Annotated in this window: 15 protein-coding genes; 5 read left to right on the forward strand and 10 right to left on the reverse strand. The window is 57.1% G+C overall.

Features of this window, described 5'->3' with window-relative positions; translation table 11 throughout:
- Positions 1 to 16 precede the first annotated feature (16 nt).
- A complete protein-coding gene (locus ABC336_RS13175; RefSeq protein WP_413242508.1) occupies positions 17 to 871 on the reverse strand; it encodes an ABC transporter permease in 855 nt (284 codons plus the stop codon).
- A gap of 494 nt (positions 872 to 1,365) precedes the next feature.
- Here ABC336_RS13175 and ABC336_RS13180 point away from each other — a divergent pair, with 494 nt between their 5' ends.
- From ABC336_RS13180 to ABC336_RS13190, 3 genes are all read left to right on the forward strand, one after another.
- Positions 1,366 to 3,117: a histidine kinase gene (locus tag ABC336_RS13180; RefSeq protein ID WP_413239071.1), complete on the forward strand. Its 1,752-nt coding sequence runs from the start codon at positions 1,366 to 1,368 to the stop codon at positions 3,115 to 3,117.
- Between the two features lie 100 nt (positions 3,118 to 3,217).
- Positions 3,218 to 4,831 (forward strand): response regulator, encoded by a 1,614-nt coding sequence (locus ABC336_RS13185; RefSeq protein WP_413239072.1) that lies wholly within the window; start codon positions 3,218 to 3,220, stop codon positions 4,829 to 4,831.
- Between the two features lie 220 nt (positions 4,832 to 5,051).
- A complete protein-coding gene (locus ABC336_RS13190) occupies positions 5,052 to 5,531 on the forward strand; it encodes a hypothetical protein (RefSeq protein WP_413239073.1) in 480 nt (159 codons plus the stop codon).
- A gap of 151 nt (positions 5,532 to 5,682) precedes the next feature.
- On the opposite strand, the gene ABC336_RS13195 is transcribed toward ABC336_RS13190, so the two are convergent.
- A complete protein-coding gene (locus ABC336_RS13195) occupies positions 5,683 to 10,002 on the reverse strand; it encodes a carbohydrate binding domain-containing protein (protein WP_413239074.1) in 4,320 nt (1,439 codons plus the stop codon).
- 600 nt (positions 10,003 to 10,602) lie between these two features.
- Between ABC336_RS13195 and ABC336_RS13200 the strand changes: the two genes are divergently transcribed.
- Positions 10,603 to 11,160 (forward strand): RNA polymerase sigma factor, encoded by a 558-nt coding sequence (locus ABC336_RS13200; protein WP_413239075.1) that lies wholly within the window; start codon positions 10,603 to 10,605, stop codon positions 11,158 to 11,160.
- Positions 11,150 to 12,412, forward strand: a complete 1,263-nt coding sequence (locus ABC336_RS13205) for a hypothetical protein (RefSeq protein WP_413239076.1) — start codon at positions 11,150 to 11,152, stop codon at positions 12,410 to 12,412. The genes ABC336_RS13200 and ABC336_RS13205 overlap by 11 nt, the downstream gene beginning before the upstream one ends.
- Positions 12,413 to 12,490: 78 nt before the next feature.
- Here ABC336_RS13205 and ABC336_RS13210 read toward each other — a convergent pair whose 3' ends face one another.
- From ABC336_RS13210 to ABC336_RS13245, 8 genes are all read right to left on the reverse strand, one after another.
- Entirely contained in the window at positions 12,491 to 15,253 is a 2,763-nt protein-coding gene (locus tag ABC336_RS13210) for a TPM domain-containing protein (RefSeq protein WP_413239077.1), read from the reverse strand.
- 93 nt (positions 15,254 to 15,346) lie between these two features.
- Positions 15,347 to 15,790, reverse strand: a complete 444-nt coding sequence (locus tag ABC336_RS13215) for a hypothetical protein (protein WP_413239078.1) — start codon at positions 15,788 to 15,790, stop codon at positions 15,347 to 15,349.
- Between the two features lie 245 nt (positions 15,791 to 16,035).
- Positions 16,036 to 18,915, reverse strand: a complete 2,880-nt coding sequence (locus ABC336_RS13220; RefSeq protein WP_413239079.1) for a polysaccharide lyase 8 family protein — start codon at positions 18,913 to 18,915, stop codon at positions 16,036 to 16,038.
- Positions 18,916 to 19,074: 159 nt separating this feature from the next.
- Positions 19,075 to 20,727 carry an extracellular solute-binding protein gene (locus ABC336_RS13225; protein ID WP_413239080.1) on the reverse strand — a complete coding sequence of 551 codons (1,653 nt, stop codon included), beginning with the start codon at positions 20,725 to 20,727 and terminating at the stop codon, positions 19,075 to 19,077.
- A 67-nt stretch (positions 20,728 to 20,794) separates the two neighbouring features.
- Positions 20,795 to 21,679 (reverse strand): carbohydrate ABC transporter permease, encoded by an 885-nt coding sequence (locus ABC336_RS13230; protein ID WP_413239081.1) that lies wholly within the window; start codon positions 21,677 to 21,679, stop codon positions 20,795 to 20,797.
- Between the two features lie 12 nt (positions 21,680 to 21,691).
- Positions 21,692 to 22,546 (reverse strand): ABC transporter permease, encoded by an 855-nt coding sequence (locus ABC336_RS13235; RefSeq protein WP_413242509.1) that lies wholly within the window; start codon positions 22,544 to 22,546, stop codon positions 21,692 to 21,694.
- Between the two features lie 271 nt (positions 22,547 to 22,817).
- Entirely contained in the window at positions 22,818 to 25,055 is a 2,238-nt protein-coding gene (locus ABC336_RS13240) for a helix-turn-helix domain-containing protein (RefSeq protein ID WP_413239082.1), read from the reverse strand.
- A complete protein-coding gene (locus tag ABC336_RS13245) occupies positions 25,052 to 25,906 on the reverse strand; it encodes a helix-turn-helix transcriptional regulator (RefSeq protein ID WP_413239083.1) in 855 nt (284 codons plus the stop codon). Before ABC336_RS13245 ends, ABC336_RS13240 begins: the two co-directional genes overlap by 4 nt.
- Between the last annotated feature and the right edge of the window lie 93 nt (positions 25,907 to 25,999).

The following is a 25,999-nucleotide window of genomic DNA, read 5'->3' on the forward strand; positions in this document are numbered from 1 at the left end:
TTGCGGGGGTCCCGCATCAGAATATCCGATACCCGGCATACCGGGCCGCCAGCCGGTATGAGATGACGATCAAGACCAGCCCGACGACCGATTTGAACATCCCCACCGCCGTACCAAAGCTGTACTGGCCGTTCAGGATCGCGGTCCGGTAGACGAACGTGTCGATGATGTCGCCCTTGTCGTAGACCAGCGGGTTGTACAGATTGAAGATCTGGTCGAAGCCCGCATTGAGAATATTGCCCAGCGACAGGGTGCCGACGACAACGGCGATCGGGATCATGGCCGGCATGGTGATGTGCAGTGTCTGCCGCCACCGGTTCGCTCCATCGACCTCTGCTGCCTCGTAGAGGGAAGGGTTGACGCCGGCCAGCGCCGCCAGGAAGACGATCGTATTGAACCCGAAGTTCTGCCAGATGTCGCTGACGACGACGGTGAAGCGGAACCAGTTGCCGTCGCCGAGCCAGAATACCGGGTCCAGACCTAGCGCCGACAGCGTCCGGTTGACGATGCCTTCGCTGGAGAGCATGTCGGTGAGGATCGCGCCGAGGATGACCCATGAGATGAAATGCGGCAGATAGACGAGCGTCTGCACGACCCGCTTGTAGAGGATCATGCGAATCTCATTGAGCAGAATCGCAAACCCGAACGGCACCAGCAGACCGAAGACGATCTTGAGACCGGCGATGATCAGCGTGTTCAGGATAACCTGCTTGCTGTCGGGGTACTCGAACATGAAGCGGAAATGCTCCAGGCCGACGAATGGCGAGCCGAAGATGCCGTCATACGGCTTGAAATCCTGGAAGGCCATCACTAGTCCGCCCATCGGCACGTAGGCAAAGACGATCGTCACCAGGACGGCGGGCAGCAGCATCAGATGCAGCGGCCAGGTGAGGCTCCAGCGTTCGCGTTGTCTGCGTGCGGCACGTCGGGCCGGCGGGCCTGGGCTCGGTGTTGCCGTGACAGCTGCATCCGCTGCGGCACGGCCGGCTTGCGCCGGCGGCGCGGGGTTGATAGGGTGTTCCATTCTACCGGCTCCTTTTAGAAGTAGTTCAATAGTCCGCTGTTGATCACGAAGTAACTCTAGGAAGCGGATTCGACATCGAATCTTGAATGCATGCGAAACTTCCGGTGCTCACGTAGCCTTAACTACGCTCCGCTCCTCAGTTCCTCCTGCCGGAGGGCCTTCTCGGTGCTGAACACCGTACGTTTTGAACACGTACTTTTACGTTGACTTTACTCTGCATTCTGTATATTAATTGTATCAATGGGATTTTCGCGCTCACAGACCTGTTTTTTTGGAACGATGCCATTTTGTTGATCGATCGCGCGGCTTGCGGCAGCTAGTGAAGAAGGGGGCACGGCGGGATGCTGATGCGGATGAATATTTTTGCCAAAATTATAATTATGATCATATTGCTCTTGATCCCGATCCTGCTGTTGTACAGCCTCTCCAACCGTGTAAGCGTTTCCGTGCTGGAGAAGGAGATTCAGGCGTTGAAGCACAAGGACATGGCCTATCTGGCGCAAGAATTCAACTCCAGCATCGAAAATCTGTCCACCATGGCCTTTCTCTTGAGCGAGGACATCCATATCCAGGGCTTGCAGCATATCCATCTGGAGGACAATGCCTATGAACGCAACGAAGAGAAATCGCGTATCCTCGAGCGGCTGCGGCTGCTCAACGTTGCTGAGCGTTGGGACACCCAGTACAGCATCATGGCTCCCGAGCTCGGAGAGATTGTCTCGACAAACCCCCGGAGCGTATTTGACCTGGAGGAGCTGCGGCGGATCCTCACCCCGTCCTGGAAGTACAAGGAGATGACGATCGACAAGCACCCCCAGCAGCGGTTCGTGCGGCACATCGTCAAGCCCGCGAGCCTGATCGCCAATCCGCAGGCAGCCGGCATCATCGTCGAGGTGTCGTTCCCCCGGGAATACCTGGTCAAGGAGCTCGACAGCTTCAAGCTGGGCGGCAAAGGGGACCCGTTCCTGTACAGTCCGGAAGACGGCATGATCATGAACCGTACCGCCGATACGGAGATGATGAAAGAGCTGTCGGTGCAGATGACCGGGCTTGAGCCCGGCACCTTCGACCGCAGCCGGGTGATGCTTGCTGACAAGGAGTACCTCGTCCATGTCATGCCGATCGCGTCGCTCGACTGGTATCTGGTCGACTACGTACCGCTTCAGGAGATGCTGCAGCCGATCACCCAGTCGCGCAATCTGTTCTACGGCTCGGTGGCGCTGCTGCTGGTGATGGGCATCCTCGCCAGCTACTTGCTCTACCGCAACGTCCAGCGCCCGATCCATCAGCTCATCCGCGGGGTGCAGAAGCTGCGGGCCGGCGATTACTCGGTCCGGATCAAGGCTAAGCCGCAGAACGAGTTTGCTTTTCTCTTCGAGCGCTTCAACGCGATGGCTGAGGACATCAACCAGCTCATCCACAATGTCTATGCCGAGCAGATCCGCACCCGCGAAGCCAATCTGAAGCAGCTGCAGTCGCAGATCAACCCGCATTTCCTGTACAACTGCTTCGCGCTGATCCGCAGCATGACGCGCCTGGGAAAGCGGGACTCGGTTATGGAGCTGGCCATGCATCTGAGTAAATATTACCGCTACACGACCCGCGTGGAGAAGTCCGCAGCCACCCTGCGTGAGGAGATCCAGCTCATCGAGAGCTACTTGGAGATCCAGAGCATGCAGCTGCCGCATCTGACCTACAGCATCCGCATCCCGGAGGCGATGCTGGATCTGGAAGTCCCCCGGCTGCTGTTGCAGCCGCTCGCCGAGAATGCGATCCTCCACGGACTGGAGCGGCTGGAGAGCGATGGCAGACTGGAGATTACGGGGGAGCAGCAGGACGGCTTCTATCTGCTGCAGGTCATGGACAATGGCGTCGGCATGACCGAGGAGCAGCTCTCGCGGCTCCGGCTGGAGCTGACGCAGCCGCCCAACGAGCAGACCGGCTGCGCGCTCTGGAACATCCGGCAGCGGCTGGCGCTGCAATTCGGCGAGGACGCCGCGCTGTCCTTTCTGCCCGGGGAGGAGGGCGGCCTGACGGTCCAGATCCGCTGGCCGGTAGATGACGCGGGGCCGGGACGGGGGCAGGCGGGATGAGGTCCAACGGTATGGCGAGCCATGGTCCGGCGGAGCACCGCCTCGCTGCGGCGCATGTGGCATTCGATTACACTCTCTACTCGAAAGGAAGGCCCTACTGATGCACACATTGTTAATCGTCGATGACCAGCCTGATCTGGTCGAGGACCTGGCCACGATGCTGCCTTGGAGCAGCGTCGGGGTCGGCACGGTCCTGCAAGCCTACTCGGCCAGGGAAGCGCTCGAGCTCGTCGCCTCCCGGCCCGTCGATATCGTCATCACCGACATCCGGATGCCGGGGATGTCCGGCCTCGAACTGCTGGAGCAGCTGCGGGCGTCCTGGAAGCACATCAAATGCATCCTGCTCACCGGCTACGACGACTTCGACTACGCCAAGCAGGCGCTGCAGCACCAAGCGATCGACTACCTGCTCAAGCCGGCTGGCGATGACGAAGTGCTGCAGGCGACCGCCAAGGCCGTGCAGGCGCTGGAGGAGCAGTGGAGCGATATCAGCTCTTACCAGAATGCCTTGCATTCGGTGCAGCTCAACCTGCCGGTCCTGCAGGATGCGCTGCTCTGCGAACTGCTGCAGGGACACCGCATCCCCGAGGACGAGCTCGCCGCCCGGCTGGCGATGCTGGAGCTGCCGCTGCGACCGGATCAGCCGTTCCGCCTGATGCTGCTGCGGCTGGAAGAAGGGCTGGACCGGTACGGCAGCCAGGACATGTCGCTGATGGAATTTGCCGTCTCCAATATAGCCGAAGAGATCTTTGCGGAGCACTATCACCTGTGGCGGACGAGAGACGAGTTCAATTATCTGGTGGCGGTCGTCACGCAAAAGCCGCTGGAGACCGGGCCCCCGCGCACCGAACAAGCGGAGCTGATGGCGGCGCAGCTCCAGCATGCCATCAAGCTGTATTTGAAAGGGACCGTCTCGATCTTGATGAGCAACTGGGGTGTGCTCGCCCAGGATATAGCCCAGGTCCACAGCAATTCGGTCATCCAGTTCCGCCAGCATATCGGCCGGGAGCGGGAGCTGCTGCTGTTCCTGGGTGAGGCGTACAAGCCCGGTCAGGCCGGCTCGCTCGCCCAGCTGCACGATCCGCCGACCTTGACACATCTCCTGGAGGCCGGTCAGTGGGAGCTGCTGGAGAGCAAACTGACTGCCGTGTTCGACGAGCTCGAGAAAGACGCTGGCCGCTCGCATGAGCATATTCTGGAGACCTACTTTACGATCGCCAGCGCACTGAGCCGTTCGGTGCACAAGAGCAAGCGCTGGCTGAGCGAGATCCTGGGAGAGGACTATCAGCAGCTGCTCGGCAGTCCCCAGTTCCACACGATCGTGCAGCTCCGGGACTGGACGCGGGCCGTCGTCGCCAAGTTCCGTCAAGCGGTCGAGCTGGAGTCGCAGGATTCCCGGTCGGCGACGATCCGCCTGGCCCAGCGTTATATCCAGGATCATCTGGGCGAGGCCTCGCTCCAGTCGATCGCCGCCCATGTCTATCTCAACCCGTCCTACCTCTCCAAGATCTACAAGCTGGAGACCGGCGAGGGCATCAGCGACTATCTGTTCCGGCTCAAAATGGAGCAGGCGGCCCGACAGCTGACGTCCTCGCACCAGAAAATCTACGAGATCGCTGCCGGACTGGGCTATTTGAAGACGAGCTATTTCATCAAAGTATTCAAGGAAAAATACGGCCTGACGCCGCAGGAGTACCGGGAGAAGCTGAAATAGCGGTTAAATGTTAAGATTACTGGGTGAGTGTCATTCAGAGAATAATAAGCAGTTCCGCTAGGTCGGAACTGCTTATTATTCTTATACACCCAACATCATTCCAATTCTATGAAAAAAATGATGGCCGTAACTTTAAGCCTTAATGTTACATTAGACTTGTTTGCCGTCTGCAACATTTTCCCAAATGGTTTCGTTTAAGGTGGAGAAGGGAGTTGAATCGATGAGAAAGGGAATATGGATATTGATGGTGGCAGTAGTTGGCCTGTTGCTTACAAGTTGCTCAGGAAATGCCCCTCTTTCCAATACACCTGGAGTACAACAGCCCGAAGCACAAGGAGATTGGCCACTTTATTCAATTGAGCAAATGTTGAATGGAAAGACAGACTTAATCGTACTAGCTCTCGTTGATTCAGTCACCAAAGGAAAAGAACCTCAAATAGCAGAATTACACATTGAAGAAACCTTTTACGGGGAAGCGCCCGACTCTGTTATAGAGCTTTATCAAACCACTCGTCATGTACAACCAGGTCAAAAGTATCTATTATTTTTAAGCTATCGAGAACAAATTGGGCAGTATGTCGTTTCTGACGGTCTTTCCCAAGTAGAATATAATAACGACAAACTGGAAGTCCGTGTAGAAGGGATTCAAGGCGATTATACAGTAGAACAATTTAGAAAAGTGATGGAAGGCCAAACATAAATAATAGATAAAAAGAGAGCCAGCATCAACAAGGTCATTAAGTTTAGTTCAGATAAAAAACAATCTAAACGGCGCAGGGTAAGTCCTGCGCCGTTTGTTTTAGGTGCAAGCGAACCGGACATCGTCCAGGGGGCTGCTTGTTCCACTATACCTATGGCTGTGCGGTCACTTCACGTATACCGATATCGTCAAGATAGACGGTGTGCGGCGCATCCGGCGTCTGCCGGCCGTCCTGCACGACGTTGCCCAGCAGGAACAACAACCTTAGCTGCGCGGCGCCGGTCGTCGTGATCGTCTGCTTGAGAATGGCAGAATCGGTACCCAACTGCACTACGTGCTTAGGGTTGCCGGGAAGCCCGTTCAGCTCGATCTCGATCGGCCGCTCGAGCGTCGAACGTGCCCGGAAGCTCAGCTCGTAGGTGCGTCCAGCAGCCAGCTGGATGCCGCCCTGGGCGAGCTGGATCGACCAGCTGAGCGGTACGCCCCACTCCGGGTGCATGCCGCCGTGATGCGTGACGGTTATCGCAGCTTCCTCCTGCGCAACTGCCCATTCGGACACGCCGCCCTCACCGACCCAGTATTCCCAGTTTGCCGTGCCGGCGGTAAAGCTGCCGTTCATCACCAGATTGCCATCCGCCGCATAGTAGGGCTGTCTGACGGCAGCTGGGGCGTAGCCCTCCGCTTCTACAGATATCATGTAGCTCATCGCCAGCGGGAACAGCGACGGGCTCAGCGTCAAGCGGCCGGGCTCCAGCGTGTAGCTCTCCGGATCAACCGGCTGTCCGTCCACCTTGACTTGCTGCACGGCCCCGCGCCACACTTCATCATCCACATACTGCAGCGCGGCAGCCTCTCCGGTCTGCAGCCCAGCAGCCGCCTGCAGCTCCGGCGGCCGCTTGACCGGCGGATCCTTCAGCTCCAGCACCACATTATCGATATATACCGTGTGGGCGTCCGCCGGACTGCCGGTTGTATTGCCCAGCAGGAACTTGAGAGCGGCCGTTTCATCCGTTGTCATCTTGAAGGTATATTCATAGCGTCTGCTCTCCGGCGAGACCGCGATGCCGTAAGTTTGGAAGTGCCGGGTATACGAGGCATTCTCCACTACGGCTTCGATCTCCCGGGCTGTCGTCGAGCGTACATCAAAGGCGAGCCGGTACTCGAAGCCTTTGCTCAGCTTGAGACCGCCCTGGGTCAACATGATGCTCCAGGGATTAGGTCCCCTGGACGTTATGTCAATCTCGGCTTCACCTGCTGTTGCCCCGAAGCTCGCCGCTGCGCCCTCCGTGAAAGGCTCCCACGCTGCAAGGCCTGCAGCGAATGCCCCGTTGCGCAGCGGGAACAGCTCAACCCCGGTGTAGTCGATATTGCGATCGCTCGTGCGTACCAGCCTCACGTTGCCCAGCTCGACCTGTCCAGTGCCGCCGCCAAGGTGAAAGCGCAGCACGGCCCGGCGGTCGGTGACGCCTGCCGCCATGGTGAAGCTGACCTCATGGGTGTCCAGTTCGCCGTCCAGCAAGATGTCCTCAGTCATGTATACGCGTGTTCCATCCTCGCTGACCAGCGCGGCCTGGATCGTCCGGTCGGCACCCGCCTTGGCCTGGAAGCTCAGCGTATAGTCATCGCTCTGCAGCAGCTCGATGCCCCGCTGCAACAAAGCGACGGAGGCAGGTGCGGCTCCGCCGTCTGTCACGGATACCCGCAGCCGGTTGAAGGTGCTGTCTACAGCGGCATTCGCCGCAGCATCAGCCTGCACCTCGAAGTGCCAGTAAGTCATCCGGTGCATGTACCCGAGGTTGAAGGAACCGTTGTAGACGTGATTGCCGTCCTCAAGCGGCGTCTTCTCGCCATCTTCCTCGAGCGGGATGCCGTCGATCTCCTCGACCCGGACATTGCCGATCCACACGGCGTTGCCGTTCGTTCCCATGTTGAACTCCAGCCGGGCTCTGGCGTCGGAGTCCGCGAGCATCTGGAAGGCAAAGCTATGCGATCGCACCTCCTCGCCCAGTCGGACGGTCTTGCTGTCTGAGTAAGCGGCGTAGCCACGCTCCGCGCCGCCGCCCAGCTTGACGGTCATCGGCCGGTCAGCCGCGGCTTTGGCATCATAGGTAACCCGGTAGTATCTCCCCTTGGCCAGCGTCAGATGCTGGATCCACTGCACCGAGTGCACCTGTGAGCCGCCCTCGTCGATATCGAACCTGGCGAAGCGTGTCCCCCCGGTTTCTTCGATCGCCACACTGCCCCGTCCGCCGAACGTATCCAGCGCGACGAAGTTCCAGTCCTGAGGGTGCAGCGCATCGCTGTCTCTGGTCACAACCGTGAACGGTCGTTCATAAGCGGCGTCATAGATATAATTGCCGTCTATCGGCAGCTTGGCGCCGGGCGGCAGCTCCTCTTTCTCGACGACAGGCTCGGTCGCCACGCGATACGGACGGCCGGTTAACTCGTAGACGCGCACATAGTCCACTTCCATCTGTGCCGGGAACATCGACGGCTCCGGCTCGCGGTTGCCGTCATAGGTGCCGCCGACCGCCAGATTCAGGATCATGTAGAATGGCTTGTCGAAAGGAGCTGGATAGGCATAGCGGGCAGGCTGGCCTTGGCCCTGGCTGTCCCAGTTATTGATCGTGGAGTACAGCTGTCCGTCCACATACCAGCGGAGCTCGCCGGGCTCCCATTCCAGAGAGTACGTATGGTAATCGGCGATCGACTGACCTGCCGGAAAATGGTATTCCCTGCCCATATATTTATTCCCCGGCCACGGCGCGCCGTAATGAATCGTGCCGCCGATATGATCCGGCAGACGGCCTCTCGCCTCCATGATGTCGATCTCGCCGGAGGACGCCCATACGCCGTATTCGCTGTCCTGCGGCATCATCCAGAAGGCCGGCCAGAAGCCTTGGCCCGTCGGCATCTTGATGCGCGCTTCGAACTTGCCGTAGGCTTTGGCAAAGGTAGGCGCCGTGTACAAGCGGCCCGACGTATACGGCTTGCCGCCCCGCCCGTCATTCCGGGCTTCGATGACGAGCCGGCCGTTCTCCACGCTGACATTGTCCTCAGTATAGTACTGCTGCTCGTTGTTGCCCCAGCCGTCCAGCCCATATTGCGAGCCCGTACCGTTCTGGAAGCCCCATTTGTCGAGATCGACGCCCTGTTCGTTCAACTGCCCGCCAGTGCCTTCGAACTCGTCTGACCAGACGAGCGTCCATAGGTCCGGATCCGGTCCGGGATTCGGATTGGGGTTCGGATTCGGCCAATAAATGACCGGTGCGCCGCTGCCGGAACCGGCTTCCGGCGGCGGGGCAGCGCCCGCCTCGGTCAATTGGCCTCCCGATAGACGATACGTCTTGCCGTTCTCCACTTCCTCACCGTTGATGCGGACACCCGTGCTGCGCAGCTCGATCGCAGCGGCCTCGCCCTCGATCGTCACATCTGACGCGGCCGATATGGTCACGCTTTCAAATGTACCCGTCAAGCGTACGCTCTCTGCGGTCTCGATCCCGACGTGCGCAGCGCCCGGGCTGGCCGCGCTCTGATCCCATGAACCGCCGGTAGCAAAGCGGAGCTGGCTTACTGCGGTCGTCCCGGTGGCCGCTACTGCCGTTCCGGACGCGTGGATCAATACCGATGACGCCGTTGTATCGTTCAAGCTGACATCTGATGCGCCCTGCAGATGGACGAATCCTTCAACGGTTGTGCGATCCATGCTTAGACTGCCGCCTGCCGAGCCCTCCGTGGCATACACATTGCCTGCAACATCCGCGTCCTGCAGCCGGATATTCGCAGCGGCCGCCAGGACATGCCCTTGTAGCTTACCCTCAGCCGCCGCACCCGATACATGCAGCCATGCTCCCGTCAGCCGGTGCAGCATCGCAGCTGCGCCTGCTCGGGTCAGGGGCTGCTGCGGGCGGAAGCTGCCGTCCGGGTAGCCGAGCAGGATCCCTCTGGCTCCCAGCTCGTGTACAGCTACCGCCGCAAAGCTGCCGATCTCCGCCTGATCTGCGTACGGCTGCGTCTGTGCGGCTGCCTCTGCTTCCTCCTGCAAGCGGAAGGCGCGATGCAGCAGGACGGCAGCCTCCTGCCGGTTCACCTGCTGCGACGGCCGAAAGCTGCCGTCGGGATAGCCGTCCGCGAAGCCGGCACGGGTCAAAGCCCCGACTGCGCCCGCATGCCACGCTCCAGACTTGATGTCGCTGAAGCTGCCACTCTCCTCTGTTGCACGCAGTCCGAACAGCCGCGTCAGGATGACCGCAAACTCTGCCCGCGTCAGCGGCTGCTGCGGACGGAAGCTGCCGTCCGGGTAGCCTTCCAGCAAGCCGTCGCTGAGCCAGCGGCCGATTTCTCCTTGAGCCCAGTGGTCTTGCCAATCTCCCGGCACCTGCATTGACTCCGCCGCCGCGTAGCCAGTCGGCAGGCTGCCGGATACGAGCAAGACGGCTGCGAGGATAATGCTTAACCATCGTTTGATCATTCTTCCCTTCCCTCCTCCTCTTCATTGGCGAGCTGTTTATTCACATAAGTTCCCCCTTAGATGCCTCTCTTTGAGAGGTTGTTCAAAAAGTCCGCTGTTGATCACGAAGTGACTCAGGAAGTAATTCGACATCGAATCTTGAGTGCAGTCGGAACTTCCGGTGCTCACGTAGGTTTACCTACGCTGCTCCTCATTTCCTCCCGCCCTCAACCTTCTCGGTGCTGAACACCGACCTTTTTGAACACTTACTTTGAGTATTGACCTTCGCCGCATATTTTTGTAGAGCCAATAACTTCACATTCATACCCTTCTGTTGCTTCGTTTCTGCCAAATGTAAACTTCTTGTTACCAGTTATGGTCTTGCCCATCCAGCATGTTATAATGATAGGGATTATGAAGGAAAGCCGACCGGTTGCCGCAGGTGGAAGCCAGGGGTATGCAGCGTTTTTGCCCTGCCCGCCGACGGTTTTTTGGCTATTTATAACTTAGCTTCTTCGTTATGGCACTTTCTCAAGGAATCTTAAGAAAAACTTTAGCTTTTCTTTAAATTTTTGAACTCGATTGACCTTTCATACGTCGATACAGATAGAGGTGGCGGTTTTGAACTCCGATGCAAAGTTTGATTACTTGAAGACATTGACCGACAGCGAGGATAAACAGGCAATTCTGAACGAATTGATGACCTCCTACGGCAAAGATGTCTGGAACTATGCTTACAGTATGACCCGCAAGCCGGAGCTTGCAGACGACATCTCCCAGGATGTCTTCCTCAAGGTGTACCGGAGCTTGTTTACATTCCGAAGCGAATCTTCTCTCAAGACCTGGCTGCTGACGATTACCCGCAATACGGTTCTCGATTATCGCCGCTCCGCCTACTTTCGCAAGATTACACTCGTGGATTATTTCTCCTCTGAAGGGGGAAGCCAGTCCGCTGAACAGGAGGTTGTGCAAGCGGCAACTGTGAACAACATGTGGGATATGGTATTGCAACTGCCGGTCAAGTACCGTGAAGCCATTATTCTGTTTGCACATTATCAGCTATCGATGAAAGAGATCGCCAAGATTCTGGATGTCAGCGAGGGCACCATCAAGTCCAGACTGCACCACGCGCGATTGAAACTATCCAAGATAAAGGAGCGACAAAACAATGGATCCTAGCGATTACGAGGATTTGCGGCAAGAGCTGAGCGAGGGTCCCTTGCGCGGAAGAAGCTTCCAACCTGCCCTGCAGAAAAAAATACTCAAAGCCGCATCCCAATCAGCCAGGCCTCAGCGTCAGAACCGGTTCCCGTTCGCCTGGGCCGGCGGGGCGCTGGCTATGGTAGCGGTCTTCGCCATCATCCTGTTCAGCGGCCATATGGGCACTCCTGCCGAGCTGCTGCAGAAGACAGGGTCGTCCGATTCGGCCAATCAGGCCGCTATGGACTCCTCAACCGAGAGCAACTTTGAAGAGCCGCTGCTGCAGACAGCAGTGCTGATCGGCCTGCGGACGGATCACCCCGCTACCGAAGCCAGCCATGCCTACAGCGACTATCGGACGATCCTGGTCGCGCCGGAGGACGGCAAGATCGTCGAGGCTTCGCAAGGCGAAGGCATCCTGATGCCGTACAACCAGGATTTCTGGATGATCGAGCCGGTCGTGGAGAAAAACCTCGGCAAAGAAGTGCAGATCCTCTCCGCGGGCCCGGCCAGACGGCCGGACGCGGGGCCCCTGGCCGGCAAGGATGAGGAGGATACAGCAGAAGCGGAGACAGCGGATCAGAGCGGCAGCGAGCCCGTTATCGTCTCGGAGAAACTGCTGTTTGCGGGGAACCGCGACGTCGCCATCGAACAGGAGGCGATGACGGAGGATAGCTCCGATCCGATGCGGCTGCATTGGGTCAAGCATATCGACCAGCTCTCCGGCAACCGGTCCGCAGGCACCCAGCCGCTGCTGGAGACGCATGTCCCGCTTGGCGAGATCTTCCCCGGAACTGCCGAAGCGACGGCCGAGACGGAGCTGGAAGACCCGGAGGCGCCGAGCAACTGGACGATCGTCCGCAAGCCAGGCCGCTGGACAGCCCAGCAGGTGGAGTACAACAGCGACCATACCGCCTATGAGATGAGGGATCTGCTGCAGCCGCTGCCGCGCGAAGTCGTCTCGCACGACAAGCTGAGCGTGGCTTGGGAAGAGATCTGGCAGCGGGAGCCCGAGGCGCTGGATGCCTACTCCTCCCCCAATAAAGATCTTGTAGCCATCGTCAAGGAGGAAGGCATCGTCTTCTACCTGAATAGTACAAGGCTGGGCAACCAGCCTGCACTGTCTCTGGACTTCCAGTCCGGCGAGTCCATCGTCATGGTGCAGTGGGCCGCCGCTGAGGGCTCGCCTGAACGCTGGAAGAAGCTGACCCGGGATTACCTCAATCCTTAGATTCAAGCGGTAAAAATAGCAGCCCCTTCGCCTGGATAGGTGAAGGGGCTGCTTGTGGTCTAGCCGGGACGGCATGACTTACCAGTTAGAACCGCCAGAGGACTGGCCCTTGCTGTTTCCGCCGCCGGTCGAAGAGCCGCCAAACGAAGAACCGCCGGACGACCGGCTGGAAGAATCGCTCCAGGAGGAGCCGCCGCTGGAAGGCGAAGATGACGAGCTCCAAGAAGACCCTCCCGATGAATGCGAAGACGAACGGGACGAAGAGCTCGAACTGCTTCTGCTGGAACTTGAGCCCGCGCTTGAAGAACCGCTGCTCAGAAAATCCAGGAACGACCCGCTGCTGGATGAGCTTGGCTTGTTGTGATGATGATGGTGGTGAACGACCCTCGCAGCTTCCCTCGCTTCCGCTTCGGCGCGGGCACGGGCTCTGGCTTCCGAGCGGATCTGCCGCTGCTCTTGCTCATATTGCCGCTTCCGGTTGGCCATCTCGGCTCTGCCGGCTACGGGATCAATGAACGCTTTCAGGTACCCGCACTCCTCCAGCGCATCGTCGTAATGGCCGCTCTCGATCAGCTCGTAGATCTCGTCGTGCAGCTTCCGGAATTCGCGCTTGCGGCCCATTTTGTAGAAGATGCCGGTCGTCTGATCCACGATGCGGTAGAAGAGTACCGAATAACGGTCGAGCGTCGTCGTGGCCAGCTCTTTCTTATGCTGGATAGTCTCGAACTTCTCCCGGGTCTGGGCAATCGCCTCTCGGTGCAGGGCAGCTTGCTTCTGCAGATGATGCAGATCGCAGGGCCAGCCGCTCTCCGCCTCCCGGAAGCGCTGCGCTACCTCCTCGGTCAGGCGAAAGTCCTCCTCCATTCCCGCCTCGGGCAGGATGATCACGTCTGATGATTCGATCTCCGAGAGCAGTTCTTCATAGATCTCCCTATCGGATGCGAATTGCTCCACGCATGTTTTCCTGTCCATGTCCAGCTTGATGATCCCGTTCTCGCAGGCGGTCAACTCCTTGCTTAGCTTCTTGGCGCCTACGGCCAGATCGTCCAGGATCTCTTTGGCCTTGCCGAATTGCTGGCGGGTCTGACGCTCTTTTGCCTTCTCCATCTCTGCATGGGCGGTTGCCAGCTCGCGCTGGAGACCGTGGAACTTTTGTTCCAGCGAGCTCCAGAGCGTTTTTTTGAAGTCATTGGAGAGACGGAAGAACTCCTGCTCCAGACGACTTGCAAGCAGCTCCAGCCCCTGCAGCGTCTCCTCGAGAACGGCAGTTTTTTCATTGTTGCTCCGCTGGAACTCAGCCAGTTGGTTCGCCCTGTCTCTGGCTTGGGACAGCTGCTGCTCAATCCGCTGCCATGCGGAGCGCGCCCGTATCGTCTCGGCCCGCCGGAGCGCCTCCTGCAACATCGGCACTTGCGCACGGCTTTCGTCGATGATCCGGTAGATCTCCTGCTCCCGTGTGTATAAGTTGTGCTCTTCGATGACGTGCTTCACATATTGCCTGGCCTCACGCTCTCTCTCGGGATAGGTCTGATGATGGCGGGCATGCTCCAGCAGCTCCTGCAGGTTAGACCCCAGGGCTGCCATCTGACGCTCCGCCCGGCCGGTCCATTCGCGCGCCTCGATCACATCGAAGACCGCCTGCTCTTGTGCCTTGCCCAGCAGCTCTTCCAACTCCCTCATATCACGGAGCAGCGGCTCAATCGGCCCTGCGAGCTGGGCGGCCAGCTCTTCGTATACCGCCCGGCCATTCTGCAGCTCTCCCCGCAGACGCTCGATGGTCCGGGGCACCTCCTGTTCCAGATCCGCCAGATCGTGGGCGGAAGGAAGCGCCGTCTCGCCATACTTTTTCAGTGTTTCTACCTCATGCGTCACCCGGGACAACAGGTCCTTCAGCTTCGTCAACTGCAGGATGTGCAGCGCCCCATGGTCCTCCCTGCTGGCATTCTCGGCCACAACGAGCATATCGGTCAGATTGCGCTCCAGCTCCTTGGCTACCCGCGAAGTACGCCCCTGACTCATCTCCGCCAGCGGAGAGAGCCGTTCCAGAGCCCGGCTGATCTCGACCATGTAATTGCCGCTTTCCTTGCGGGCCGAAGCAATCTTCTTGAAGAGCGACAGCCCTTTGAAGCAACGCCGGATCAGCGCGATGACGACGATCGCGATTGCCGTCCACAGCACGATGTTCCACAGCACGGTGAACACTTTGCCCATGAACGACTTGAACGGTCCCCAGTTGAAGGGCTCGGATGGCTTTTTTTCCTGTACAGGCGGAGCGGCCGGTCCGCTTGCTACTTCTTCCGTCTGGACGGCAGGTGCCTCCGGCGCTATACGCTCGCCGATCTGATCCAGCACTTGAATCGTCTGCTGAATCGCCTGTTGAAAATCCCCTTCCCTCGCATGAGGGATAAAGGTCGCGTTCAGCAATCCCGTCAGCCCCGTTTCGCTGGTCTCCAAGATTACTCTCTCCGCAATCGCGGTGTCGATGGCTTCGTGCAAAGCCGGGTTGTTGAAATTCAATTCAATCCGGCGCTCCTGTTCCGAGATCAGGAGGAGCACATCCCGTGCCGACAACCCCCAATGATCATATATGGAGGTCGCATAGTCGGCAACGTCGCGTCCGTTCAAGCTGGCCACCGTCAGCACATAGACCCCAAGATGCTGCATATCGGCAATCTCCTGCTTGATCTCCGCCTTCTGCTCAGCGGTAAAGAAGCCGGCGCGGTCCTGCAGCGGTCCCAGATTGTCCGGGAGCCCGGAGGCCACCGCCACATCCAGCCTGCCTATCCCCAGCAAGAATGCGCACAGCACCCATACTGCCAACCCCACCCGCAATGTTTTCAAGTCTCATCTGTCCTTTCCCTGACCGCTCTATCTAGTTCTTCTTTACTATAATTATATCGTCAGTTTAAGAGTTTGGCTTTACTTTTTTGGAACTTATTTCATCCGAGTAATATGCACTGAACAAAAAAAGGGCACGACCGCTCTAACGAACAATTTCTCCCTTACAGCGCCTCCACCAGCCACGACGAACGCTCTAACGAACAATTTCTCCCTTACAGCAGCTCCACCAGCCACGCCGTACGCTCCAACGAACCTTTTCTCCCTTACAGCGCCTCCACCAGCCTCGCCGCACGCTCCAACGAACCTTTTCTCCCTTACAGCGCCTCCACCAGCCTCGCCGCACGCTCCAACGAACCTTTTCTCCCTTACAGCGCCTCCACCAGCCTCGCCGCACGCTCCAACGAACCTTTTCTCCCTTACAGCGCCTCCAGCCTCGCCGCACGCTCTAACGAACCTTTTCTCCCTTACAGCAGCTCCACCAGCCACGACGACCGCTCTAACGAACCTTTCTTCCCTTACAGCAGCTCCACCAGCCACGACGAACGCTCTAACGAACAATTCTTCCCTTACAGCAGCTCCACCAGCGACACGATCCGTTATGTGCTGGTTTTATGCTCGTTAGGCACAGTTTCCAGTCCGATATCAGGTGGTGCCGCGCAAGCAGCATGAGAGTCTTGTATGTTAAAAAGGTACTGCTCCCTTTATTATTTCGGGTGCAGTACCTTCTTCGATTCAGTCAGGACTTTTTCAGGGGTCTCCTCGTTTGCAGGGGAGTTCTAGCGCTATTGCACGATAAGATTGTCAAATTCGGCATTATCGTTGCGGGAGCCGAAGCCGACCCGGCCGCTGCCAAAGGTCGAGTCCGTGGCAGTCGCGACCAGCGTATTGTCCAGATATGCGCGAATGACGGATCCGTCTCGTTCCACCTTCAGCGCATGAGTTGTGCCTGCCGAGGTCGTTGCCGTAATATTCGCCAGCTCGGTCAGCACCCCGTTGACATACTTGAAGATCCCGTTCGTCTGGATGTTGGGCGCCCCCTCTTCGCTGTAACTGACATAATAGTAATTGTTTTCATCCGTGTAATTGAAAACGAGTGAGACATCGCGGAAGCCGTTGGAGGAGCCGGTATTGGCCGCATCAGCCGTGACCGTGTAGGCGCTCGCCGTGACCGGTGTGTTGTGGATCGACAGGTTGCCGTGCGGCAGTTGCGATGCTGCTGCCGTCAGACGGTACTTGCCTCCGCTCACCGCCCAGGTTCCGCCATGGATGACCGTGAAGTTGCCTGCTCCCGATGCAAAATCCTCCGTAATGAAAGGTCCACCAGGTCCCCCGGAGCCCGCCAGTTCGAATTCTGCTGCAAAGCTTTTGCCTCTTGCGGCATTGACGTTAACCGTAAGCTTGATCGTCGGGCTCAATTGCGTGACGGTCACCCCCGGATCTGAGCTGACCACGCCTGTCGCGCTCTTGGCGATCTCCAGAGCAATCGTCCCGGTATTCGCATGGGTAGGATCGGCAACCGATACACGCAAGCTCGTGTCCGCGACCTCTTGCATCGCCACCGCCGCTTTCTTGTTGCTCGTAACCTCCCCGACGGTCTTGCTGCCATCCTGCCAGAAATTCACCGCCGTGACCAGCAGACTGTTATGCTTCACCCCTTGTGCCGCCGCTGAATTTTCCAATACGGTAACGGCTGGGGCTGATGCATAAGCGCTCGTCTGACTCTCGCTCATGCCCGGCAACAGCACATAAGCATAGGTATTATTGGTCGGGTTGATCCCATGATCAAACCAAAGGGTCATATAATTACGCGTATGATTGGTGGATGTCCCGTATGTCGAGTTGACCGCATTGAAATTGCCTGTCCGTGCCTCTCTCAGTCCCTTCACTGTCTGCGCAGTCGGGAAATAATAGCCTCCCGTCCCCGCAAGATGTATCCAGTTCACGCCTGTCATCGTCTCCGACCAGCCCAGCGAGGTCGACTTGGCCGAGCCATTGACCTTCAGCGCATTGTTGCCGGAGGTATTGATCTTCCGGTTCTCAATCGTCGTCTCGATGGTCCGGCTGTCTGAATTGGTGATGCCTGACCCCAGCGCGACGATCTCATCGTCAAAGGTAAACCATGACTTTTTCGCTGTGAGCGTACTGTTCCAGGCATCCAGCTCCATCCCGAAGGCGGCATACTTCCCATGGACAGCTGTACCGCCTACCCAGTTTTTGCTGCTGAGATAGTCGCTGCCATCCGAGTTCGCCCGGGTAAACCGGTCCACCGTCGTCCCCGGCAGCCGGTACGGATCGACGGTCGCCCAGAATGCATCCCCATACTGATTCTCACCCGTCCTGTACAGATAGGTCATGCCGTCCCCGGTATACCAGCCTTTCTTGTTCTCTGCGAATCCCTGGTAGTTGTATACACGGCTCGAAGAGGCGCTGACGCCAAACATATAATCAGGCCGCATCGAGGTCAGTCTCGCCATATTGGCATACACCTTCGTCAGGGACAGATGACCGCGTGAGACAATGCCCGGATCTGCCACAATCGCTTTGCCTTTGACAACAAAGTTGATATCTGCCGATGTATAGTAGCTCAGCACCGTGTCCGATTGAATCAGATACTTCACCAGGCTGCGCAAACGCGGGCTCTCGGAGGTGCCCAGGTCGGCCAGACGGATCATAGCGGTCATCACCGCATGGCCCCGTTCGTGGGCGTAGGCCGTCTGAGGTCGAGTATTGTTCCTTCCTCTGACCATGTCGGGCATCTCCCCCTTGAAGATAAGAGGCTCGTAGGCATCGTAGATCCACTGGAACACATTTGTATAATCGGGGTCCAGACCCGACCAGTAAGACGTACCGCTGAGCAGGTACAACGCTTTGCTCATCTCGTCAATCGAGGTTACGCCGTAGCCGCCGTTGTACGGATGGCGGCTGTGGAAGATGTAAGACCCGTCCCGGTAGTAGCCTGAGCTGCTCGTGACATAATCAAACTCGGGAGCCAGACCGTTCCGTCCTGCGGTGATCTTCGAGCCCGACTTGCCGATGACACCGCTGCCCATCACGATCCAGGCGCTGACGATCCGGTTGGAGCCGCTTCTTGTCGGTACGGGGACGAAGTGGTCGACAGCGGCCAGCAGATTCGTGCGGGTAGCGGACGGAATCTCGTCATAGAGCAGCGCCAGGGTGTCCAGGATGACCCGGGGGGAATGCAATTCCCAGTCCGCCCAATTGTCGTAGGCGGTCGCCCCCTCGTTGTAGCGGTTGCTGTAGTACCAGTTAAGACCAGTCACAATATCATTCTTGAGGCTTGTGCTGCCGTATAAGGTAGAGCCGTACGTGCTGTGTGCAAGCGCCATGCCATACAGACGGGTAAAGGCATCCTTGATCTGGGAAGAGTCGGAGCTGCTGGCCAGATCATTCCAGTATTTGCTGGCATTCATAGCTGTCCAGCTGGCTTGGGCGGCGGAAGTGATGGCTGCAATCTTGGGGGCGATATCCGGGTCCGAGGTATTGTAGCTTGTCCCGCCTGTAATCATCAGCTTCCACTTCGTTCTCATCTCATCATATTCATCTGCCGCATTCACGGTAGCTGTTTCGGTCAGGCCGGTCGTGAAGGTGAGCATGGCAATGATCAACAGAATCACTGTAGACTTGCTTGTGAATCGCTTCATCCTTGCGCCTCCTCATCATTTTGAGATCCCTGCAAGCCTTCTCCTCTCATCCTCTCAGGCTGCCACTGGGCGGCCCGCTATGGCCGCCATGATGGCTCGTCGCAACGTGATCAAGCAAAACGGACATGTTCATCTCATGTCCGCTCTGGTTGTGACGACCTACTCGGGATCGACGACATAATCATAAAAGTTGCTGGATAGTACGGCCGTGCTCTTATTGTTGGCATACCAATCCTTATAAAAGGCTTCGAGCTTCTCGCCGCCTGCCCGCTGCCAATGCGCCTGGGCGTCCGCCAGAGCCTGCTCGATCGAATAGGCGCTGCCGCTGACGATAGCTTTGGCCCAGATCGCCGGTTCCTCGGCGCTTATAATCTGCAGATCCTTCGGCAGTGCGGGCGCCGCAGCAGGATGGAAAATATCCGCCATCGGCCTCTCCCGGTTTAGATAATGGTCGTAATTTTTCATAATAATCTGGTACCAGTCCTGCTTGGGCGCTTCTTCGGAATGGACGTAATTCTGGGTGGGAAGCACGCATTTGCCCAATATGACGCGCTGCGCCAGCATCTGGTAGTATTGCAGATACACCCGTTCCTTGTCGAACTCGCTGTCGTAGGCCGGACACCCATCGGCGCCAGTCGTGTAATGACGACCCTCCAGACCGTAAGAGACAACCTTGATCGCCTCCTCGGAGGCCATGAAATCGACAAATTGCATGACCGCTTCCGGATTTTTGGCTCCGGCGTTGATGACACCGGTCATCTGGAGAAGCGGCACCGTACGGGGGTTGAACTTGCCGAACTCCGACTCAGGCAGGGGAATGCTGGCCACCTTGGCCTCGGGCTGGTTGGTTAACAGCCCTGTGTGGAACTTATCCTCCCAGTGCTTGAGGTTGATCATGCCTGCCTTGCCGTTCATCCAATCCTGCTCCGCCTTCTCCCCGCTCTTGTCGGTGAGGAAGTCCTTGTCGATGACGTTGTGATCGAACAGCCTCTTCACAAAAGCGGTATAGGCCGCCTTCTGATCCCAGGCCCGGACCATCTCATCCTGCTCATTGATATACCAGTCGGCATCCTGGAACATCGCCCGGAAGGCCAATGCCCGCTCCCCGGAAGGGACGTTGGCAAAAGCGATGCCGTACGTATCCCGCTGGCCGTTGCCATCCGGATCCATCTCAGCGAACGCCTTGGCCACCTCGAACAACTCCTCGGTTGTCTGCGGAACCTCCATATGGACAGCCTCCAGCCAGTCCGTCCGAATCAGCAGCGTCTGCGTCGGGTGGATGGGCAGCAACCGGCCAAACTGATACAGCTTCCCGTCTTCTTTGAGTCCCGAGTTCCTCAGCAGCGGATTCTCCTCCAGCAGCTGTTTGTATACTGTGCTGTGTTCCTCGATCAGATCATCCAGCGGCATGATCAGCTTCTGGGCATACAGCTGATTAAGGAAAGCGTTATCATATTCCAGGATCAGATCAGGCGCTGACCCCGATGCGAACAAGGTATTGAATTTGCTCTGGGACTCCCATCTCGGAATCGAGATGAATTTCACCTGAACGGGACTGTGCTCGTTGATCCACTCCGTCCAGCGGTTATCCTCCATCGTGCCCTCTTCAGCAGGTATGCTGCCATCGTCATAGACAGAGACGGTGATCGTCGGCTTCTCCTTCGGTTCTCCGCCTGTTTCGACGGCAGTCGGAGCCTTGTCAGGTTCGTTGTTCTTCGCATTGCCCGGATTATTCGAGCCCGAGCCCGAGCACGCGCTTATCAGCAGCATCATCACCAGGAGCAGCGGCACTGCCATTTTGTTCTTCTTCATGTCCTCACCCTTTTTTGTCATATTCATATTGTCTTCCGTCCCGGCCGGAGCACAGCCTTGTCGTGCGCTATCCCTTCACGGCCCCCAGCATGACACCCTTGACGAAGAAACGCTGGATGAACGGATACACCATCACCATCGGCAGCAGGAGCACCACGATGCCTGCGGACCGGATCGTAACCGGCGTCATATTTCTTGTCTCTTCCGGCAGCAAGGTTTGCAATTCATTCATCATCGTGGCGCTCTGGATCATATTCTGTACGAGCACCGTCAGATTGTATTTGTCTGCATCATTGATGTAGATCAACACCTGCAAAAAGTAGTTCCAGTTATGCACGCCGTAGAATAGAGCCAGCGTGGCCAGTACAGCTGTCGACAGCGGCAGCATGACCCGCAGCAAGATCCCGCCCTCGCTGCAGCCGTCAATCTTGGCGGCCTCCACCAGTTCCTCCGAGATGTTGACGAAGAAGGTTCGCAGGATGAGCAGATTGAACACAATGACCAGACTCGGCAGCCACAGCGCGCCATAGGTGTTCACCAGGCCCAGCGACTTGACGACCAGATAGGTAGGGATAATGCCGCCGGCACCGCCGCCGAACAGCATCGTGAATACGATCGCCAGTGTGAAGAAGCGGCGGGCATAGAAGATCTTCCGTGATAGCGGATAAGCAGCCATGATGGTGAAGATCATGCTGGACGTTACACCCACTACTGTAATAATGATGCTGTTCCATAACGCTCCAGCCATATTCGTGCCGGTAAACAGCAGCTTATAAGCTTGAAAAGAAACGTGCTGCGGCCAGATGCCGACTACCCCGGACATAGCCGTAAAAGAGTCGCTTAGCGATATGGCAATAATATGCATCAGGGGCAGCAGACACAGCAGACCGCCAATGGTCAGCAGGATATAATTGACAATGTTGAAGGTTTTGTCCCCCCATGATTCTCTCATGCTCTCTCCCCCTTACCACAATCCCTGGTCAAATCGGCGGGCCAGCCAGTTCGAGCCCAGCACCAGGATCAGCGCCACCACTGACTCGAAAAGTCCCATGGCGGCGGACAGGCTAAAATAACCGCCTTGCAGGCCCACCTTGTAAATATACGTGCTGATCACTTCGGAAATGGAGGATACCACATCATTTTGCAGCATATACACTTTATCGAACCCGACCTCCATTATCCGTCCCATGCTGATGATCAGCATGACGAAGATCGTCGGCAAGATCCCGGGCAGCGTCACATGCCAGATCCGCTTCAGCTTGCCTGCCCCATCCAGACTTGCCGCTTCATAGAGGGACGGGTCGATGACGGTCAAGGCCGCCAGATAGATGATCGCCGCGTAACCGGCTTCCTTCCATACACCCGATGCCAGGAAGATGGATACCCACGAGACCGGATGGTACAAAAAAGCGAACGTTTCTCCGGTCAGCATGTGCATCAGCTTGTTGACGACGCCTGATTCCTGGGCAAAGATGTTCACCGTGATCCCGCCTACGATGACCCAGGAGAGAAAATGAGGGATGAACGCCAGCGTCTGCACGGTTTTGCGGAACAACATCTGCTTGGCTTCATACAACAGGATCGCCAGCATGATCGGAAACGGGACCATGACGATAAGCTCCAGCACACTGAGCAAAAAGGTGTTGCGAATAATGTTAAGCGTGGAAGGCTGGCTGAAGAGCAGCTCAAAGTTCGCCAAGCCCGCCCAGGGGCTGCCCCACACACCATCGATAAAATTGTATTCCTTAAACGCGATCATCACGCCGGCCATCGGCGCATACTTGAAGACCAGAAAAAAAACGGCAACGGGTAAAAACATGAGAATCAAAGGTATGTTCTCCTGAAATCGTCTGACTCGTCTCCGGTGGGTTGAAGTCATCCCCGCTTGTTCACTTCCTTTCCTATCCGACTTGTGTCCTCATCGTAACGTCTCCCCCTCACGCCCATCAATAGACATGAATGATCATAATAAACCGGATTGTAAACGGATACACAAAGAGCCCCGCAGCTTATAGGAAAGTACGGGGTTCAGGGCCGTCGATAAACTGTTTATGACGGGATATACAATTTTCGAAGCCGCACAAGCAGCCCTAAATCGCGTCTGTCAAACTGTGCTTCTTGCGATAATCGCCAGGGGTCACGCCGACCGTCCGCTTGAAGATGCGGATAAAGGACACGGCATGCGTGTAGCCTACCTGCTCGGCGATCTGCTGAACGGAATCGGCCTTCTCCGCCAGCAGTCTCTTGGCATGCTCCATTCGCACCTGGATCAGGTAATCCACGAAATTGTGCCCGGTGCTTTCTTTAAACAACCGGCTCAGATAATTGGAGTTGATGCCGAAGGTGGCGCTCAAAAACGCAAGCGACAGCTCCGCATTATAGTAATGCTCATCAATATACCGCTGGATCTCCTGGATCAGGCTTGTATGGCTGCTGCGCTGCCGGAGCTCCTGCAGATGATCCGCCATCAGCGATAACTGATGCAGCAGGCTCGCCTGCAGCAGATCAAGCGTATCTGATGCTTCTACGCCTTCTTTCAGACGCGGGAAGATCTCTTTTTTCCACAACGCGCGGTAATCCTCCGGCAGCCCGCTCATCTCTCCATGCAGATGATAGATCAGGTAATGGATCACGTGATGGATCTCCTCATAGGAGAACTCGCCGTTCTTCAGATCAATGAACAGCCGCTCGAGTTTATCCCGCCATAGCTTGTCACCGGCCCGGAAGCACTGGGCGATCGCATGGATGGCCGACAAGCCTTGTACCGCTTCCTTATCGAGAAGCTTGCCTTCGGCTCGTTCGAATACAAGGGTCCGATTGCTGCCCTGGATCAGCTTGAGCTTGAGCGCTTCGACCGCCTCCGCATACGATTGCTTCAGGCCCGAGGGCGTCAGTGCGGGGCTCCCGATACCGATCGTAATGGTCATATCGAGATGCTGCTCGACCCACTGGCGGATCGGCTCGCAGAACGAGAGCAGCTCGGCGGATGTCTCGGCGTCCGTCACCTCCAGATGATAGAGGACCGACAGCCGGCTATCTCCTGTCCATTCTGCCCATATCTCCCGCTGCTGGAGCTCCGCGCTTTCCTGTACGACATTGCGCAGCACGTACTTGAGCAGATTCTGATCACTGCGGCTGTAGCGTTCCTTGAACAAGCTGATCTGATCCAACTCGATGATGAAGAAGATCCCGCTCCCCATCGCATCAAGATCCTCTTGCGGCCCGGGCTCCGTCCATTCTCTGCCGTCCGCCAGCTCCTGCAGCCACTGCCGCCTTTTCATCCGCAGATGCTCCCCTTGGTAGTCGGATTCCTCGCCGCTCTGTTCCATTATTTTTTTGAGAGCGGTCTCAATAAAGGAAAACTCGTCCAGCTTGCCGCGATGAACGAATAAGTGGCTTTTCTTTTCGAAATAATGGTGGATACTGCTCATAATCAATTCGATGGGCTTGTAATTGCGACGGGTGACGTAAATAATCCAGCCTATGCCCAGGATAACAATCCCCAACTGCGCCACAATCCACGCATAAGAAAAGATGGATACAAAATCGAAAAACGGCTTGTTTCGAATCCCGCTGTGGATCGCCCATCCGGTATAGGCCGACTCCGCCATCGCAAGCTCCATGCTGCTGTCGGGCGGCGGCTCGTATTGTCCCCCGGCCTGAAGCATCATGGCTCCCGATTGGTCCAGCATATAGAGATAGCTCAGCGGCGCCTCCGACATATCTTCCACATACCGGCGGAGGCCGTCCAGCCTTACATTCAGCACGAGCAAGCCCTGCTCCCCGGACAGCAGCGGCACCCGACGCACTAGCGAGGTTACCTCTGTGGCCGCCTCCTGATCCTTGAACTTCTTATACGCTCTGCGTTCGGTCCAGCCTGAGGGCCGGTAGCCCTCGCCCGCCACGGTCTCCACAAAGGCGTCATCCCCGAATTGGTCAAGCGGCACCTTGAAGTTATGCGTCAGCACATGACGGTCATCATACCGGTAGAGGTAGATCGAATCGATCAGCGCCGATGTCTGGGCCAATTCCTTCAACCGGTTGGACGCTTCGAACTCCACAAGATATTCGTTGCCTGCCGGGAACTTGAAGTAGTCGAGCAGCTTCTCGTCGCTCTGCAGCCCGTTCACGATCATCTGGTCGAGCGGCTTCAACGTGGAATCAATCATCTGCAGCACATGGCGGACATAGACCTCGCTGGCCTTCCTTGTCTCCGCCTGACTGTACTGATTGATCAACAGGAAGGTGATCAGGATCAGGAAGGAAGCAAAGACAAAGAACATCGGCAAATACGATAGCAGCAGCCGATTGAACCATTGCCTCGTCATGACCTAATCCTCCATTCATTCGAAAAATCGCTCTCCAGCACGATATCCTCGCCCACTTCATTGGTAAGCGACTCCCTGTACTGCAACGGAGGAAGGCCAAACTTTTTTTTGATCAGCTTTGAAAAATACGGCAAGGTCCACCCCACCCGCTCGGCTACCTCGGCAATCGGCATCCTCGTAAACTCCAGATAGCGCCTTGCTTGCTCAAGACGAACCTCCTGCAGGTACTGAATGGGCGTCATGCCCGTCTGCTGGCTGAAAATCCGGATGAGATAGGTCGGATGAAATCCGAATTGTCTGGATAGCTGCTCCAAGGTAATCCGCTCGGCCAAATGCGCTTTGATATACATCGCCATCGGGTCGTCGTGATCGATCGGAAAAGCGGACGCCGGCTGTTCCTCTGGCTCAGATTGCAGCAGAAAAAGCGAGGCCAAGGTACTCTTGAGCCCCGCTTCGATACGAATCAGCGGATAGGACGGCGAGGACTTCAGATGCGTCCTCGACAGCTGATGCCACTGCTGCAGCTCAAGCACCTCCGAGTTGGAGCAGCATTGGCATGGCGAGATGGAATGAAGCGCATGCGCAATCTCTTGGTCCAGCAGCCGGAACTTGAAATCGATGGTGACCGTCTCCTGAGTGAAATGGAAACGGTGCGGGACGCCTGTCAGGAACAAGTATGCATGATCAGCCTTCAGCTCATGGGAGACGCCGCCGATGTCCACAGTGCCTGCCCCGGAGATCGCCACCAATAACTGTGAATGATCCTCATGGACATGGCTCTCTACACGGCTGCCTGATGCGTAATCGACCCGTGCCGTCCACAGCAGCTGCAGCTGACTGTCTCTCCACATGACGTCTGCTCCCTTCGGTGACATGACATCCGCCAGTTGGATGACCTCACCAGTTTATGTGAGTAATTGCCATAGGTAGAACATAGCATGTCG

This window comes from Paenibacillus jepli (assembly GCF_047238105.1).
In the GTDB taxonomy this organism is placed as follows: Bacteria; Bacillota; Bacilli; order Paenibacillales; family Paenibacillaceae; genus Paenibacillus_D.

Coding starts and splice junctions, on each gene's coding strand:
- ABC336_RS13180 (WP_413239071.1), top strand. CDS start 1,366: ATGCTGATGCGGATGAATATTTTTGCCAAAATTATAATTATGATCATA.
- ABC336_RS13225 (WP_413239080.1), bottom strand. CDS start 20,727: ATGAAGAAGAACAAAATGGCAGTGCCGCTGCTCCTGGTGATGATGCTG.
- ABC336_RS13205 (WP_413239076.1), top strand. CDS start 11,150: ATGGATCCTAGCGATTACGAGGATTTGCGGCAAGAGCTGAGCGAGGGT.
- ABC336_RS13195 (WP_413239074.1), bottom strand. CDS start 10,002: ATGATCAAACGATGGTTAAGCATTATCCTCGCAGCCGTCTTGCTCGTA.
- ABC336_RS13230 (WP_413239081.1), bottom strand. CDS start 21,679: ATGAGAGAATCATGGGGGGACAAAACCTTCAACATTGTCAATTATATC.
- ABC336_RS13235 (WP_413242509.1), bottom strand. CDS start 22,546: ATGTTTTTACCCGTTGCCGTTTTTTTTCTGGTCTTCAAGTATGCGCCG.
- ABC336_RS13185 (WP_413239072.1), top strand. CDS start 3,218: ATGCACACATTGTTAATCGTCGATGACCAGCCTGATCTGGTCGAGGAC.
- ABC336_RS13240 (WP_413239082.1), bottom strand. CDS start 25,055: ATGACGAGGCAATGGTTCAATCGGCTGCTGCTATCGTATTTGCCGATG.
- ABC336_RS13220 (WP_413239079.1), bottom strand. CDS start 18,915: ATGAAGCGATTCACAAGCAAGTCTACAGTGATTCTGTTGATCATTGCC.
- ABC336_RS13175 (WP_413242508.1), bottom strand. CDS start 871: ATGCTGCTGCCCGCCGTCCTGGTGACGATCGTCTTTGCCTACGTGCCG.
- ABC336_RS13245 (WP_413239083.1), bottom strand. CDS start 25,906: ATGTGGAGAGACAGTCAGCTGCAGCTGCTGTGGACGGCACGGGTCGAT.
- ABC336_RS13190 (WP_413239073.1), top strand. CDS start 5,052: ATGAGAAAGGGAATATGGATATTGATGGTGGCAGTAGTTGGCCTGTTG.